Source organism: Enterococcus sp. DIV0876, assembly GCF_050529585.1.
GTDB lineage: Bacteria > Bacillota > Bacilli > Lactobacillales > Enterococcaceae > Enterococcus_D.
This window is the reverse complement of the sequence record NZ_CP172882.1, coordinates 1,804,477-1,820,841: the sequence shown is the minus strand read 5'-3', so window position 1 is coordinate 1,820,841 and position 16,365 is coordinate 1,804,477. Positions and strand designations below refer to the sequence as shown.

The window sequence follows — 16,365 nt, the reverse complement described above, 5'->3', positions numbered from 1 at the left end:
AAGGTCTCCGGGTAAAACTGTCTATGTTATAAAGCTGAGACAGCTTCGTATTGTTCTACATAGTGAAGCAATGCACGAGGACCTTCTTGAGAAAGTATCTGGAACATCACATGAATGTCACGGGATAAAAAGCGTAGATCCTTTTGCCATAATTCCTGGTTGCCAAGTAAAAAGTCTATTTGTTCCGTTGAGGACATCTGCTTCGCTTGCGTGAAAATTTCTGTGACTAGGGCATCATCTTCAAATGGACAAGTTAAATAGCGATAAAGCAAGGCGGCCAAGGAAGCGGTGATGCGTAGTGGTAACTGCTGTTTCTTTTGGTAAAAACGAGTACAAATGGGCAATAAACGTGCTGTAAATTTCGACACACTGTTCAGGGCAATCGACTGTAATTGATGATGGACATATGGATTTTTGAAGCGTTCTTTGATTTCTTCTGCATAATCCATCAATTGTGCTTCTGGCAAATCAAGCATTGGAATCAATTCTTTTTGAAATAAACCATCAAGATAGACGACAAAATCCGGATCATTCATCACGTCTTCAACAGTTTCAAGTCCTGCTAGACGACCCAATGATACGATAGCTGTATGCGGGCCATTCAGTAAATGGACTTTTTGTTCGCGATAAGGGGTCATGTCGTCGGTGACGATCACATTGAGACCAGCAGCTTGCAGTGGTAATTTTTCTTCAATCTCTGAACCTTCGATCACCCATAACATAAAGGGTTCAGCGGTCACCATCAATTGGTCATGGTATCCTAGCATCTCTTCATAATCCGCGGCGGTCTCTCTTGGGTAGCCGGGTACGATTCGATCCACTAGGCTGCAGCAAAATTGGTTGTTGGTGTCTAGCCACTGGGTAAAAGCAACAGGCAATGACCACAGCTGGGCGTAATCAAGAACAGCTTGTTTTAATTTTTCACCGTTACGATCAATCAGTTCACAAGGAATAATGGTAAAACCAGGCTTCTCCAGCTGAAATCTGCGGTAGAGTAGTGCAGTCAACTTTGCTGGGAAACTACTTGGTGGCGTATCAGTGAGGGTATCTGTCGGATCAAAGCGAATGCCAGCTTCTGTTGTGTTGGAAACAATGATATCTAAGTGGGCATTTTCTGCTAGTGCCAGAAATTCTTGCCATTGTTGATAGGGATTGATGACCGCGTGGATGGTGGAAATGATTTCTGATGTTTGAACAGGTGTCCCATTTACCAAGCCTTCCAAAATGACTGTGTATCGATCATCTTGTTGATCCAATAGGTTTTTTAGCCCATGTTCGATTGGCTGAACAACGATGGCACTTCCTTGAAAAAGCCCTTGTTTGTTCATTTGTGCCAATTGCCAGTTAAAAAATCCGCGCATAAAATTCCCTTCACCAAATTGAATCACACGTGGGGGATAATGGGTGACAGGTTGGTCTTTGATAGTTTGCATGTTTTAGCCTCCGATGTTTTTAAAATATATATGCACACGTTAACATTTTTATGCAATCCTTGCTGTTTTTACAAGGACTGACGGATCGTTAACGATGTATCTAAGAAGAATTGTGTTTGACTATCTTCTTCTGATGGACTTGCCAAAAGAAGTTCGGTGGCCCGTTTACTCATTTCATAAACGGGTTTGCTGATCGTCGTTAATGGTGGATAAGTAAATTGTGAAAATGGAATATCGTCAAATCCAATAATAGCGATATCCTTTGGAATAGTGAATCCAGCCTGTAAACAATAATTGATGGCACCGATCGCCATATCATCATTTGAACAAAATATCACTTCTGGCGGGGTGGGAAGGGACAGCAACTGCTGCGCGCCTTTTTGACCGCTTACTAAGGAGAAGTCGCCTGACACAATATATTCTGGCGGATAGGTCAAATCAGCTTCTGCTAATGCTTGATCAAAACCTTTCTTTCTTTCGATGCTAGAACGAAATGAGGGCACACCTTCAATCAAGCCGAATTTGGTATATCCTTGATCGATCGCATGATGGATCATTTTGTAGACGCCTTGCGCATCATTGCTGGTGACATTTCTATAGCGCGTTGTGTCTAGTTGTCGGTTCAAGACAACTAAAGGGATATTTTGCTTGGATAAAGCCTCGATAAAGGCGTCGTCTTGGTCACTTTGACTCATGACGATGGCACCATCGATCCGATTCAAGTTGTCGAAATCCGCTGCCGCTTCTTGTAATTCATGTACGGCTAGACTATATTCTTTAGGCAATGTGTCATTGATTCCTTTGATGACATCTCCTAGAAAACTATTTGAAGTACCTTTAGAAAGGTGGGAAAAAAACAATTCGATAATGTATGATTTTTGATTGACCAAACTTTTCGCATTGACATTTGGTATGTAATTTAATGTGTCTGCGATCTCACTGATCTTCTTTTTAGTCGCTGGTTTGATTAATGGACTATCATTTAGCGCGCGGGAAACCGTCGTATGAGAAACACCGGCGATCTTAGCTATATCTTTGATTGTAACCATGAAAATGCTTCCACCTTTCGTTTGTTTTAGCATATAACTTTCTAGATAAAAAGTCAATATACCAATCATGCACACGTGAAAAAATAAAATATACCATAGGCATAATTTTTATTTTATGATAGTATAAATGTAGGATAAAAAGAGATAGAGGAGGGTCTTATGAGATTTGTTACTAGGCTCAAGAAAGAGAGCACATTATTCAAGCAAATGTTTATTTCAGTTTTCTTGATTGGAAGCGTTTTAATCATAGGGTTTGGCAGCGTTATTTATCATCGTACATATACAAATATCCAACAAACATTTTTGCAAAAGCATCGTGAGGCTGTCAATCAGGTCAAATTCAATTTAGAACATAAGATTCAAATGGTGGAATATGCTTTCTCGACGTATAGCAATACACAAAATTTTAAACAGAATCTTCAAGCAAATTACACGGATATGCAATATAGGGATGTGCAAAATATCAATTCACAGTTGGCCTATATCAGTATTATGGGGATTGAAGATGCCAGTTATCAACTAATCAACGTGGATAAAGGTTGGAAAATCGACCAAGGATCATTAAAGCAGTTATCAAATGAAGATGTGTTGATGTATCAAGCAATGGGTAACCAAGATCGCTACATAGATTGGCAGTCAGGTGATGGACATTTAAGAATGATCATGACATTGCCGGTGTTTAGTCAGAATACAAATGCATTAGGGATTGCTGAAATCAATCATCAAGCAATCACCCAACTAGTGGCGCATCAGTCAGACTCCTTTTTGAATATCGTAAATACAGAAGGAACAGTCCTCTACAGCGATGGGGAAACGATGGATGAGCAGCTTATCAGTAAAATCATTGGTGATTATGACGCTGGCGGTGTCATCAAGGGCAGTGATCAGCAATCCTATGTGTATACGCAATCTGAATACAATAATTGGGCTTATGTGATGCGCTTAGCCCCGCAAGAAGTTTCAACTGCAATGGGTTCCTTTCGGACGAGCTTGATTGGCATCGGTGGTATGCTGATTGTTTTACTTGCGTTCTTGGCTTATCGTATCGCTAGAATTGCTATGTCTCCAATCAATCGCATCAGCGAGGTGCTAAAACCTAAAAAGCAAGGCGAGAAAGTTGAAGTCAATCAGGTGATCTCAGAGATCAATCAGATTCTGAGCCACAACCAAATCCTTTCAGGAGAAATGGATCGCCAGAAACCGGAATTGGCTTCCTTGTTTTTGTTGAATCTTTTTAGAGGATGTATTGCAGAAAAAGATATTCCATCGAAATTGCAACAATTTGGCTATCACGTTTCTCCTCAAGATCATTTTCGCGTCATGTTGATTCAGATCGATGATCTATGCGGCAGAGATCCAATCAATGGAGATGTCTTTTTATTGGCAATTCAAAATTTGGTTGCTGAAATCATTCCAGACGACTTACGGATGCAACCAATCATATTTAGACAGGAAACCCAAGGCACATTATTGACATTCTCAAGCGAAATCAAACAAAGTGATATTTTTGCGTATTGTCAGATGATCAGAAAAGCAGCCAAAGATTATTTGAAAATCAAGATCAGTATTGGCATTTCTGACGATTATCAATCACTGCATTTGACCAAAGAAGCAGTCAAAAATGCGGAAGAGTCATTACGTTATCGATTGAATTTAGGTAAAGAGGTCATAATCTTTTTCGATGATATTGCGACTCGTTTTGATAAATCAGCTGTGATCCAGTATCCAACCGAGACTGAAAGTACCTTTTTAGACGCGATGCGTAGTGGTGACCTTCCAATGATCAAGGAAAGTTATACGCAAGTTGTAACGCAAATTCTTCAAGACAATACGAATCCAATGACGATTGAAAGTGCTTACTTTCAATTGATCAATAATATTATTCGCTTAGGCCAATTATTAGGTGCAGATTACACGAGTCTGCAAAAGAGTCGAAAAGTATATCAGCAGGTATTGAATCAAAACCACTTATTTAAAATCGAACAAAGTATTTACGATGAATTGGTCATACCGATCGTTGAAACGATTCAGATCAAGAACGATCATGAAATCCGTTCGCTATCAAATAAAATAGTCTTATTGATCCATCAGCAATATGATCAAGACTTATCATTGGATCGAGTAGCAGAGCAGTTGCATTACAATGCCAACTATCTAAGCAATGTCTTCAAAAAAGAAATGACAGTTACTTTTGCGGATTATCTCCAAAATTACCGATTGAAGATTGCCAAAAAGTGGCTGGAAGAAACAGAATTGACCATCAAAGAGATTGCCGCTCGTCTGAAATATACCAATTCACAGAATTTTATTCGTTTTTTCAAGAAGAAAGAACAAGTCACACCTGGTGAATACCGCAAGAAATTTAGTTGAATACAAAAAACCTTTCCAGTAACGGAAAGGTTTCTTTGTGTTTATCCTTTAACAGAACCAACCATCGCACCTTTGACAAAGTATTTTTGAACAAAGGGATAGGCAATCAACATCGGCAAGGTCGCGACCATGATCACGGCCATTTTGACAGATTGTGCAGGCGGTACAACATCTACGCTGGTAGCATCAGCATTCATACCGCTTGAAACGATCACGATTTGTCGCAACAATACTTGGATAGGCCATTTGGCAGAGTCATTGATATAAAGGATCGCTGATTGATACGTATTCCAATAACTGACTGCATAGAAGAGGGAAATCGTTGCAATCGATGGTAGAGATAGCGGTAAGATGATCCGAAAGAAGACGCCCCAATCAGAACAACCGTCCATTTTAGCAGATTCTTCCAAACTATCGGGAATACCTTGGAAAAAGTTACGCATGATAATCATATTGTAGGCACTGACAGCGCTTGGCAATATCAATGACCAAATCGAATCGATCAAGCCAAGGCTTTGCACAAGAATGAAGGTTGGAATCATACCGCCACTGAATAACATGGTGAAAACGACAATAAAATTAAAGATTCCTCTTCCATGGAGATATTTACGAGATAAGGCGTAGGCCATAAATGCTGTAAGGACCATAGATAGGAACGTACCTGTGATCGTGACGATCAGAGATACGCCGATACTTTGAAAGATGGTCGGTGTAGAAAGGATATAGCGGTAAGCATTCAAAGTAAATTCTCTGGGTATAATAATGAAGGTTCTAGTCGCGATCTCTGCTGGTGTGGCAAAAGAGCTTCCTAAAATATTCAAGAATGGAATCAGACACATCAAAGTAAATAACAATAGAAAGCCGATAATAAATCCTTGTACGATTCGATCACTGTTGGAACGATGTTTCTTTTTCTTCGTTTGCTGCATAGTTTTTTTCCTCCGTCTCTTGTGAGATTAATAGTAATTAAACCGTATCATGAGGGATAAAAAACGTATATAATCACTTTTACATGTAAGCGTTTTTCCTCCTTTAGGCATAATCATGTGCCTATTTTCACAAGTGGAGAAATGATTATATACGAAATAACGCTTTCAAGTTACCATGTAAACATCAAACAAACCAAATGTAAATCGGAGGAATAGCTATGGAAACAAAAATAGACACCGCTTTCTCACCACCGACAGAGAAAGAATTAAAAGTTCGAATGAAAAAGAAAAAATGGGCACAAATCAAAAAAAATAAAGCACTCTATCTCATGTTATTTCCTGGAATATTATACTTCATTGTATTTAAGTATATTCCAATGGGTGGGTTAGTCATTGCTTTTCAAGACTATCAACCTTTTTTAGGTATTTTAGATAGCCCAATGGTTGGTATGACCCATTTTATACGCTTGTTCACAGAAGATACCTTTGTCATGTTGATGCGCAATACATTGATCATGTTTTTCTTGAACATCACTATTTCATTTCCTTTTCCAATCTTATTGGCATTGCTATTGAATGAAGTGAATAACCGTCGTTTAAAGAAAAGTATCCAAACAATCATCTATTTGCCGCATTTCATGTCTTGGGTGATCGTTGTATCTATTTTTTATGTGTTGTTAACGACTGAAGGTGGCGTGATCAACAATATTATAGAAAGCTTTGGCGGTGAACGAATTGCTTTCCTAACCAGCAAGGCGTGGCTGCGGCCGATGTATATTTTCCAAGATCTTTGGAAAGGTGCCGGTTGGGGAACGATCGTTTATCTCGCAGCAATCACCAATGTCGACGAGCAATTATATGAAGCTGCTGATATGGATGGTGCGGGTAAACTACGTAAAATGTGGCATATCACTTTGCCGTGCATTCGTCCAACGATCGTAACACTCTTGATATTAAAGATCGGCTCAATTTTAGATATGGGCTTTGAGCATATGTTCTTATTGATGAACTCTATGAACCGTGAAGTTGCGCAAATATTTGATACCTTTGTGTTTACAGCAGGTATCCAAAATGGGCAGCTAAGCTATTCAACTGCAGTAGGGTTATTCAAAGGACTTGTCGGTTTGATTTTGGTGATCTTTGCCAATCGCTTGGCCAAAAAAATCGGTGAGGATGGAATCTATTAAGAAAGAGGTGCTGGCGTGAATCTTGACAAAATTTTACGTGTCAATGATATCTTGCTTTCTATCTATAAAGTGGTCTTGCTGCAATTGTTGTGGTTGTGTGTGACCTTACTGGGTGGCGTCGTATTTGGAATTGGCCCAGCTACTTATGCATTGATGAAAACTTATGATCGCTGGTTGCGTTTGAAGGAACATCCACCATTGATTCGGGCATTCTTTCGATATAGCAAAGAACGTTTTCGTCAGTCGGTTTTGATCAGTTGGTTGATTGGGATTCTGACGGGCATTGTCGTTACCAATTTATTTGCTGCTGGATCTTGGTACATTCAAATCGCCAATTTGCTGTTTCTGATTGCTTTGCTGTTTATGTTTACAAATGTGTACAGCGTGATGGCTGCGGTCAATTATCCTACATTGAAGGATATTTTAAAAGGTAGTTTGTTACTAGGATTTGGGTATTTGCATTATTCGATCATCACCTGGACGATTTTGATCGTAGGGTATTTGCTCATAGCAACTTACTTGCCCATTGTTATTTTGGTTGCGGGTGTCAGTATGATCGGCTTAGTTATCGCCATTTCGGCGCAAAAAATTTTCCATGATATCCATGTCAAGGAAGCGCACGCTGCAGATACGATTATCAGATAAAAAGAAAGGAACAAAAAACGTTTATGACAAATTATGCGCAAATCGCGTTAGATACATTATTTCAACGCTACGATTTATTACCAAAAGAAAAAAGATACCATGGCAAATGGTCTTATGATATCGGGGTGGTTTTACTAGGAGTCAAAGAAGCGTATCACCAAACCAATGAAAAAAAGTATCTTGACTACATCAAAGAGACAATGGATTTTTATATTCAATCAGATGGCACGATTCGTGGATACTCCTTTGATGCCATGAATATTGATTATATCAATAACGGAAAACTCCTGTTTCTTCTATATAAAGAAACGAAAGAAAACAAATATAAATTGGCATTGGATCTTTTATATCAGCAACTGCAAGAAATGCCCCGCACCAAAGAGGGGAGTTTTTGGCACAAAAAAATCTATCCCAACCAAGTCTGGTTAGATGGGTTATACATGGGTGCTCCTTTTTTAGCTGAATATGCATGCACCTTTGATAAACCAGCTGACTTGGCGGATGTGATCCAACAATTTACCCATTGTTACCAGCAAACAGTCGATCCTACAACAGGTCTACTTTACCATGCGTGGGATGAAGCGAAAATTCAGCCATGGGCAAACCCTGAAACTGGGTGTTCAGCCCATTTTTGGGGGCGATCGATTGGCTGGTTCATGATGGCATTGGTCGATACCATGGCTTTATTGCCAGCAGATGTGCCAAAAGAAGCACTAGTAGAAATGTTTGAAAAAACACTACAAGCACTAGCAAAAGTGCGCGCGACTGAAAATGTGTGGTATCAAGTATTAGACAAAGGTGATAAGAAAGGGAATTATCTTGAAGCTTCAGCTTCTTCCATGATCTGTTATGCAATGGCTAAAGCGATTCAATTAGGTGTGATTTCTGAAAAATGGCAATCTTTTGCTGCTGAAACCTACCAAGGTATTATTGAAGAGTTTGTCTTTATCACGAATGAAGGCTGGCTCAACTTGATCAGAAATTGCGAAGTAGCAGGACTAGGCGGTCCCGATAAACGAGACGGCTCATTTGTCTACTATATTAGTGAGCCAATCATTACCAATGATTTCAAAGGATACGGCGCCTTTTTACAAGCAAGTTTATTGTTGCAGCCGTTATCAAAGGAAGGATAAAAAATGGACATTCAATTACAAGCAAGTCAATTAACTACAACCAATGGACAAATGACAGCAGCGATCCAAAGCCACATCGATCAACTGTTTGAACAAGGCGGGGGACGTCTGACATTTACTGCTGGCACTTATCAGACAGGTGCTTTATTTTTAAAAAGCAATATTGAGCTGCATCTACTCAGCGGTGCACAGCTGATTTTCTCAGATGATCCCAAAGATTATCCTGTTGTGACTTCACGTTGGGAAGGGGTCAAGCGTGAAGTCTACGCTTCATGTATCTATGCTGAAAATGCTGAGAATATTGCCGTTACGGGATATGGAACAATCGATGGCCAAGGACAGAAATGGTGGAAAACTTTCCGCCAAGATCCTGATCAACTCGCGTATCCACGGCCAAAGTTGATCAGTTTCGATAACTGTCGACGTATCAATCTGAAAGATTTGCATGTAATCAACTCACCTAGTTGGACGATCAATCCGATTCTTTGCGAAGACATCACCATCGATAACCTGCGGATCAAAAATCCTGCTGACTCACCGAATACGGATGGTATTGATCCAGAATCATGTAAAAATGTTCGTATCATGAACTGTCATATTGATGTTGGTGATGATTGTATTGCCATCAAATCTGGGACCGAAGATACAGCTGAACGAATAGCGTGCGAGAATATCACCATCAGCAACTGTCAAATGCTTCATGGCCATGGCGGTGTTGTTCTTGGCAGTGAAATGAGTGGGGACATTCGCAATGTGACGATCAGCAATTGTATCTTCCAAGAAACAGACCGAGGTATTCGATTGAAATCTCGGCGTGGACGTGGGGGGATCATTGAAGATATTCGTGTCAGTAACTTGGTGATGGATCAGGTGATATGTCCGTTTACCTTGAATTTATATTACTTCTGTGGACCAAGGGGCAAAGAAAAATATGTCTGGGATAAAGAACCATACCCAATTACGAAAGAAACCCCTCATTTTAGAAGGATTCATTTTGCTGATATTACCGCGCGTAATGTCCACGCGGCAGCTGGGTTTATCTATGGATTGGCTGAACAATCGATTTCAGAAGTCACCTTTCATGATATTTCGATTTCGATGGCCGAGAACCCAACTCCTGGGAAACCAGCAATGATGACTGGTATTGAAGATATGACCAATGAAGGATTTTATCTAGGATTTGCTCAGAATATTCAATTCGATCGTGTAGATCTGCAAGGGGTGAAACAAGCCTTTCACATGGAGCATGCAAAAGACATCGCGATCAGTCGTTCTTATGCAAATGGACGATTGATCAATATAGAAGGTGCGGCAGAGGATGAAACAAAGGATCAGTGACTGCTTAGGTCCAGAGATGAAAGTGATGCCTGAAGTGATGCGTCAAAGCATCACGACCAATGAATATTATACGTTAGAACATCTACTTTTAAGACTCAATCAAGAAGAGCTGGTACCAGCGTATTTCGCTTATCCGCATCGATCGCAACCAGTACCTTGTGTACTATACAATCATTCTCATGGCGGCAATTTTGTTAATGGCAAAACAGAGTTGCTGAATGGTGCTGACTATTTACAAACACCAAGTTTTTTAGACACACTGATTGCAGATGGTTATGCTGTGGGCTGCATCGATATGTGGGGGTTCGGTGAACGGGCTCAAGGAGAGAGCCAGCTGTTCAAGCGATTTCTTCTGCAAGGCAAAAGCTTGTGGGGGCAACGTATCTATGACAATCAGCAGTTCTTGACGTATTTGCTTTCTCGCAAAGAAATCGACCATCATGCAGTTGCGACTATCGGCATGTCGATGGGGGGGCTGATGAGTTGGTGGCTGGCTGCTCTGGATACACGAATCAAAGTTGTAGTGGATATAGCCGCACAAGTCGACTACGAAGCACTGATTGACGCCGGCCGCTTAGATAAACATGGTTATTATTATTACTTGCCTAATTTTTTGACTGATTGGTCGACTGGAGACATCCAACAATTGATTGCGCCAAGACCGAGATTAAGTTTAGTCGGTACAGTAGATGCGGGTTGTCCAATAGGTGGTGTCGAAAAGCTCGATCGCCATCTGACAAAGATCTATACCCATATGGGACAACCGGATCATTGGCAATCGCTGCGCGTAGCAGGAGGCCATGAAGAAACAAAGGAGATGAGACGTTTGTGGCGCAGGTTTTTGAAAAACCAGCTAGGGAAATGACATGTACTGTTGGGAAAGATCCATTGACGCATGACTTCATTACAATACAATCAGCTGTTGATTATGCCGCAGAGATGAATTTGAGCTGTACCATGTATGTGTCTGCCGACACTTATCGAGAAAACGTCAAAGTTTATCATGATCACTTAACTATTATTTGCGAGACAGATACTGTTTTACAGTCTGATTTGGCTGCCAATCAATTGCTAGATGGTATGCCAAGAGGCACATTTCAAACCGCCACTTTATTCATCAATGGCAGCGACATTGTGATTGAAGGATTAACCATCGAAAATACCGCCGGACCAGGAAACCAAGTGGGTCAAGCCGTAGCAGTCTATTTGGAAGGCACCGATATTTACTTTGTAGATTGTCGATTGACTGCCTATCAAGATACCCTTTGTTTGGGCCCGTTGCCGCAATATACCAAAGAAGGAACACCGATGATCAGTCCTTGGTGTCAAAAAATCTATCTGCAACAAAGGCGCTATTTTAAGGCGTGTGAAATCAGTGGTACCGTTGATTTTATTTTTGGCGGAGGTGACGCTCATTTTGATTCCTGTCATCTCCATTGCAAAAATACTGAGCAAAACAATTACATTACCGCCGCTGCTACATCACCGGAAGCAAAAGGATTTATTTTTGAACATTGTCGAGTGACTGGTGAAAAAAATTATTCACTGGGCAGGCCTTGGCGGGTACCAGCTAAAGTGTGTTTTTTCGATTGTCATTTCGATGATGCACTTGATGTGGCTGGCTGGTCCGATTGGGGGAAAACCCGCCAAAGGGAGCAAGTATGTTTTGCTGAACATGTTTGTACGTATACCAAACAGCAGCAGCGGGCGTCTTGGATCGATATGAAAGGAATGAAAGTACAATGAAACAAAGTATAGAACAATGGCTAGGTTGGATTGGCGTCGGACTGTCAGTGGTGTTCTTAGGCGGCTTTACTTTAGTGGTGAATCAAATGACAATCGACCAATTTAGTGAACTGTTCACGGAAATCTTTCCCTCGGTATTCAGCAAAATGACAGACGAAGATGCCTTCATGCAATTTAAGACCTTAGGCGCTTGGTTTGGGTTCACGCTGCTATTGCTGATCGTCTTGATCGTGGTGGCTAATTTCTTGCTTACCTATCGCAATTATCGGAAAACTGCAGCAGGCGTGTTTGTTCTTGCAGGTATGGCTTGTTTGATCGGCACACAATATTTGGGATTCCCCATTGCTTTCTTATTCTTTGCGGCAGCAGCTTTATGTGTGATCCGCAAACCTAAGCCACGTCATATTATTCAGAAAAAGGAGTGTCTAAACTGATGGGCATGATCGAAAATCCAATTTTACCAGGTTTCAACCCTGATCCGAATATCCTGCGTGTCGGTTCGGATTATTATATCGCTGTTTCTTCTTTTGAATGGCTGCCAGGAATTCGAATATACCACTCTAATGATTTGGCAAATTGGCAGCACCTGACTGATATTCTTCATGACCAGATCGATCTAAGAGGGAATCCAGCAGATTGCAGTATTTGGGCGCCACAAATCAGTTATGATAACGGTACGTTCTATTGTGTATTTACAAATGTACACAATACGACCCGTCCTTTTAAAGATTGTCGTAATTATTTGATGACAGCACCAAGTATCACAGGTCCCTGGAGCAAACCAAAATACCTGAATAGCAGCGGCTTTGATCCTTCACTGTTCCATGATCAAGATGGACGCAAATGGCTGTTGAATGCATTATGGGATTACCGAAAAGCAACACCGAATAAATCAGTGGGTATCGTGATGCAAGAGTATAAGGAAAATGAAGGACTGATTGGTCCCATCACCCAGATTTTCACAGGGACTGAATTGGCCAAAACAGAAGCGCCGCATCTTTATCGCCATCAAGACTACTATTATCTGTTAACCGCAGAAGGCGGTACTGGCACTGGACATTCAGTCACAGTTTGTCGAAGTAAAGGAATCACCGGACCTTATGAAGTCGATCCGAACTATCCAATGATGACAGCCAATGGTCGTTCAGATTCTCCTTTCCAATGTACTGGGCATGGGAGTCTGGTTCAAACCGAGGATAACAGATGGATCATGAGTTATCTCATGACCCGTCCTGTTAAAGGGGCAGCTATTTTGGGTCGTGAGACGGCTTTGCAAGAAGTTGTTTGGGATGATGCAGGGTGGTTGCGTCTGAAAAACGGCGATACCATAGCGGATCGGTGGTTGAAACTACCTGTTGCAAATAACACGGTCAAAGAAGCCACACAGTTTATTGATTCTTTCGATCAAAAACTGGACCCAGAATGGAATGGCCGCCGACTTGTTCCTAACGAGCAGTGGTGTTGTTTAAGCACACGACCAGGTTATTTAAGGTTGATTGCTGGCGAGTCTTTGCAATCAAATTTTGACAATCATCTATTAGCTATACGTCAAAAAGATTTCTATCTCGAGGCTGAGACTTTAATGGAATATACACCAAGTCATTTTAATCAGATGGCCGGTTTGGTTTTATTTTTAAATGAACAAAATTACTTGTATCTGTTTGTGACCCATGATGAAAACAAAGGCATTGTTTTACGGATGATGAAGTGTGATACAGGACAATTTACACTTCTTGATGTGTGTGCTGAATTAAAAGATCAACCCATTCACTTGAAAGTGGCGGTTGCTGCTGATCAAGCACAGTTTTCATGGCGTCAAGAGGAAGAATGGCAAGTGTTGAGCACACAGCCGATACTCTTTCTCTCAGGTGGGTTTACAGGCAACTTCATTGGGATTTGTGCCCAAGATTTGAATCAATTTGCAGGCAGTTATGCTGATTTTGCTTATTTTAGGTATCAAACGGAAAGTCAATCGATTGACGATTCCATGAATATAAAGAGAGAAGGTTAAAGAATGAAGAAGAAACAAATAGCAGGGGTATTATTTGCAGCAGGATTATTGATGGCAGGTTGTGGCAGTGGCAGCAGCAGCAGTAGTAACAATGATGGCACTGCAGAGGCAGAAGAAAAAACGAGTGTCTCTTGGATGGCGATGCTGCATACGGCGGCCCCACCGTCTGGAGAAGTGACCCAAAAATTAGAAGAGTACACAGGTGTCGATATTGATTTCACATGGGTACCTGATGCTTCGAAAACAGAACGTTTGAATGCAGCACTGGCTTCCAAATCATTAGCAGATATTGTCAGTTTAGCTGAAATCACGAATACAACTGTCCGCAGTTCATTGGCTTCAGGTATGTTCTGGGATGTTGAGCCTTACCTAAAAGATTATCCAAATTTGGCAAACATTTCAGAAGACCGCTTAGAATCGTCTCGTATTGATGGGAAAATTTATGGCGTGCCTTATCAAAAACCAATTGCCAGATATGGTGTCTTGGTACGTAAAGACTGGTTAGACAATTTGGGGTTAGAAGTCCCTTCAACCTTGGAAGAACTTGAAAAAGTGGCACAGGCATTCACTGAGAATGATCCTGATGGCAATGGTGTTGATGACACTGTTGGTTTTGTTGAACGAGATGAATCTTTCAATGTCGGTTTCCGTTCATTGTCAGGCTATTTTGGGGCAGACAACTGGTTCACGATCACAGATGACAATGAAGTCATGCCATCTTTTATGCAACCTGAGTATAAAGAAGCGATGGAATGGTTCCGTAATATCTATGCCAATGGCTGGATGAACTCAGACTTTGCGGTTATGGCCAAGAACGATCAAAAGAACTATATCGTTCAAGGAAAAGGCGGAATTGTTTTAAGCGGCTTACAAGAAGTACGGAATTATGTCGATGAAGCAGCAGGGACGGCTGAAGAACATATGGAATGGGCATTGATCAACGATATCACATATGGCGATGTAGAACGTCGGATTCTTTCTGATACCAATGGCGGTATGGGCGGCTGGCTAGCGATTCCAAAAGATAATGTTAAAACTGAAGATGAGCTGAAGGTAGTCTTACAATTTATCAATGACTTAATGGATGAAGAACCATTTACATTGATGACTCAAGGTATCGAAGGTGAGCATTATGAAATCGACGACGACGGAGTGTATGTTCGTTTAGATGATACGAAATGGCAGCAAGAAGTACAACCATTTTCTTCTTCACGACCATCTGAATTGGTCACAGTTTTCCCATCAAGCAATCCTTATGTCAATTTAGCCAACGAAAAAATTGCTGAAAATGAAGCGTTCGCAGTGATCAATCCAGCACAAGCCTTGACATCAGAAACCTATGATAAATCATGGTCTAGTTTGATCGAGGGTGTGGCAGATGCGTATTACCAATACATGACTGGGGAAATCGAAATCGATGGTTTTGATGCTGCAGTTGAAACATTCCGCAAAAACGGTGGCGACCAAATCATTGAAGAGTACACTGCAGATTACCAATCCCAACAATAAAAAAGAGAATCGTTGATCGACAACGAAAGTGATGTGTATGAAATCGGGCCAAATGGGAGATCAATCACCATTTGGCCTTTTTTTGTCCAGCCAGTCGACAATATACCAAATAAAAAAGGAGAATTTTTATGTTTCAGTATACAGTTCGCGGACACGATATGAAAGACTGCCCGACGCCAAAAGAACTAGCTAACAAAATTGCTGGTTACCAACTCAACAATGTACAATTTGCACTGAATAAATCTTTCCCTGATATTGGAGATTTAACCTCATTAAATCCTGGTATGGGCACTTTTTTCAGAGAAACATTTGCTGCTGAAAGTGTCCAGATCGCTTTACTTAGCTGTTACAGCAATCTGATTCATCCAGATCCAGTGAAACGTCATGAAATACTGACACGTTTTGAAAGATATTTAGCCCATGCCAAATATTTCGGCGCGTCAATGGTCGCAACAGAAACCGGCTCTGTTTTGCCCCAAATGGGCTATTCAGAAGATAATTTCAGTGATCGTGTTTTTGATGACTTGGTAGATGTGATCCGACAGTTGGTTGCCTATGCCGAAAAACATCAAATCATGTTAGGCATCGAAGCAGGGCTGAATCATCCTTTATACTCCCTTGATCGGATCGAAGCGCTCTTGCAACGGGTGCCTTCAGAATTTTTGGGCATCATTCTTGATCCCACCAATCTGATCACAGTTGATGACTATCAAAAGCAAGTCGCACTGACGGAAGAGGCCTTCGCAAGGTTTGGTCAGTCGATCGTTTGTTTGCACTTAAAGGACTATCAAATCAGTGACGGTAAAATACAAGTAGTCCCTTTAGGGGAGGGCTGTATAGATTACCGATCGATATTGCGCATCACGGCTCGTCACAAGCCTTATTGTTACGTTGTATTGGAAGGAACCACAGATACAGCTTTACCCCATGCGCTTGAATTGCTGCACGCGGGAAGCTACCATTAGAAATTCCTCTTAGTGAATCAGTTTAGGGAACCGGCTGAACAACAACTGAG

The 16,365-nt window shown here is 41.1% G+C and carries 14 protein-coding genes; 11 read left to right on the top strand and 3 right to left on the bottom strand.

Going from position 1 to position 16,365, the window contains the following annotated elements; translation table 11 throughout:
• Window positions 1-26: 26 nt before the first annotated feature.
• Complete coding sequence (locus IGI41_RS08455; RefSeq protein WP_430609322.1) at window positions 27-1,433, bottom strand: tagaturonate reductase; 1,407 nt, start codon at window positions 1,431-1,433, stop codon at window positions 27-29.
• A 68-nt stretch (window positions 1,434-1,501) separates the two neighbouring features.
• On the bottom strand, window positions 1,502-2,482 hold the full coding sequence (locus IGI41_RS08450) for a LacI family DNA-binding transcriptional regulator (RefSeq protein WP_430609319.1): 981 nt from the start codon (window positions 2,480-2,482) through the stop codon (window positions 1,502-1,504).
• 159 nt (window positions 2,483-2,641) lie between these two features.
• Between IGI41_RS08450 and IGI41_RS08445 the strand changes: the two genes are divergently transcribed.
• Complete coding sequence (locus tag IGI41_RS08445) at window positions 2,642-4,852, top strand: helix-turn-helix domain-containing protein (protein ID WP_430609318.1); 2,211 nt, start codon at window positions 2,642-2,644, stop codon at window positions 4,850-4,852.
• A gap of 41 nt (window positions 4,853-4,893) precedes the next feature.
• Here IGI41_RS08445 and IGI41_RS08440 read toward each other — a convergent pair whose 3' ends face one another.
• Complete coding sequence (locus IGI41_RS08440) at window positions 4,894-5,781, bottom strand: carbohydrate ABC transporter permease (protein ID WP_430609317.1); 888 nt, start codon at window positions 5,779-5,781, stop codon at window positions 4,894-4,896.
• A gap of 218 nt (window positions 5,782-5,999) precedes the next feature.
• Here IGI41_RS08440 and IGI41_RS08435 point away from each other — a divergent pair, with 218 nt between their 5' ends.
• From IGI41_RS08435 to IGI41_RS08390, 10 genes are all read left to right on the top strand, one after another.
• Window positions 6,000-6,968 (top strand): ABC transporter permease, encoded by a 969-nt coding sequence (locus IGI41_RS08435; RefSeq protein WP_430609316.1) that lies wholly within the window; start codon window positions 6,000-6,002, stop codon window positions 6,966-6,968.
• 15 nt (window positions 6,969-6,983) lie between these two features.
• Window positions 6,984-7,613 (top strand): YesL family protein, encoded by a 630-nt coding sequence (locus IGI41_RS08430; protein WP_430609315.1) that lies wholly within the window; start codon window positions 6,984-6,986, stop codon window positions 7,611-7,613.
• A 23-nt stretch (window positions 7,614-7,636) separates the two neighbouring features.
• On the top strand, window positions 7,637-8,746 hold the full coding sequence (locus IGI41_RS08425; protein ID WP_430609314.1) for a glycoside hydrolase family 88/105 protein: 1,110 nt from the start codon (window positions 7,637-7,639) through the stop codon (window positions 8,744-8,746).
• 3 nt (window positions 8,747-8,749) lie between these two features.
• Window positions 8,750-10,084 (top strand): glycoside hydrolase family 28 protein, encoded by a 1,335-nt coding sequence (locus IGI41_RS08420; protein ID WP_430609313.1) that lies wholly within the window; start codon window positions 8,750-8,752, stop codon window positions 10,082-10,084.
• Window positions 10,065-10,949, top strand: coding sequence for a dienelactone hydrolase family protein (locus tag IGI41_RS08415; protein WP_430609312.1), 885 nt, complete (start codon window positions 10,065-10,067; stop codon window positions 10,947-10,949). Before IGI41_RS08420 ends, IGI41_RS08415 begins: the two co-directional genes overlap by 20 nt.
• Window positions 10,946-11,830 (top strand): pectinesterase family protein, encoded by an 885-nt coding sequence (locus tag IGI41_RS08410; RefSeq protein WP_430609311.1) that lies wholly within the window; start codon window positions 10,946-10,948, stop codon window positions 11,828-11,830. The genes IGI41_RS08415 and IGI41_RS08410 overlap by 4 nt, the downstream gene beginning before the upstream one ends.
• Window positions 11,827-12,264, top strand: a complete 438-nt coding sequence (locus tag IGI41_RS08405) for a DUF4064 domain-containing protein (RefSeq protein WP_430609310.1) — start codon at window positions 11,827-11,829, stop codon at window positions 12,262-12,264. Before IGI41_RS08410 ends, IGI41_RS08405 begins: the two co-directional genes overlap by 4 nt.
• 5 nt (window positions 12,265-12,269) lie before the next feature.
• Window positions 12,270-13,841, top strand: a complete 1,572-nt coding sequence (locus IGI41_RS08400) for a glycoside hydrolase family 43 protein (protein WP_430612784.1) — start codon at window positions 12,270-12,272, stop codon at window positions 13,839-13,841.
• 3 nt (window positions 13,842-13,844) lie between these two features.
• Window positions 13,845-15,350 (top strand): extracellular solute-binding protein, encoded by a 1,506-nt coding sequence (locus IGI41_RS08395; RefSeq protein ID WP_430609309.1) that lies wholly within the window; start codon window positions 13,845-13,847, stop codon window positions 15,348-15,350.
• 128 nt (window positions 15,351-15,478) lie between these two features.
• Window positions 15,479-16,315, top strand: a complete 837-nt coding sequence (locus IGI41_RS08390; RefSeq protein WP_430609308.1) for a sugar phosphate isomerase/epimerase family protein — start codon at window positions 15,479-15,481, stop codon at window positions 16,313-16,315.
• Window positions 16,316-16,365: the final 50 nt, after the last annotated feature.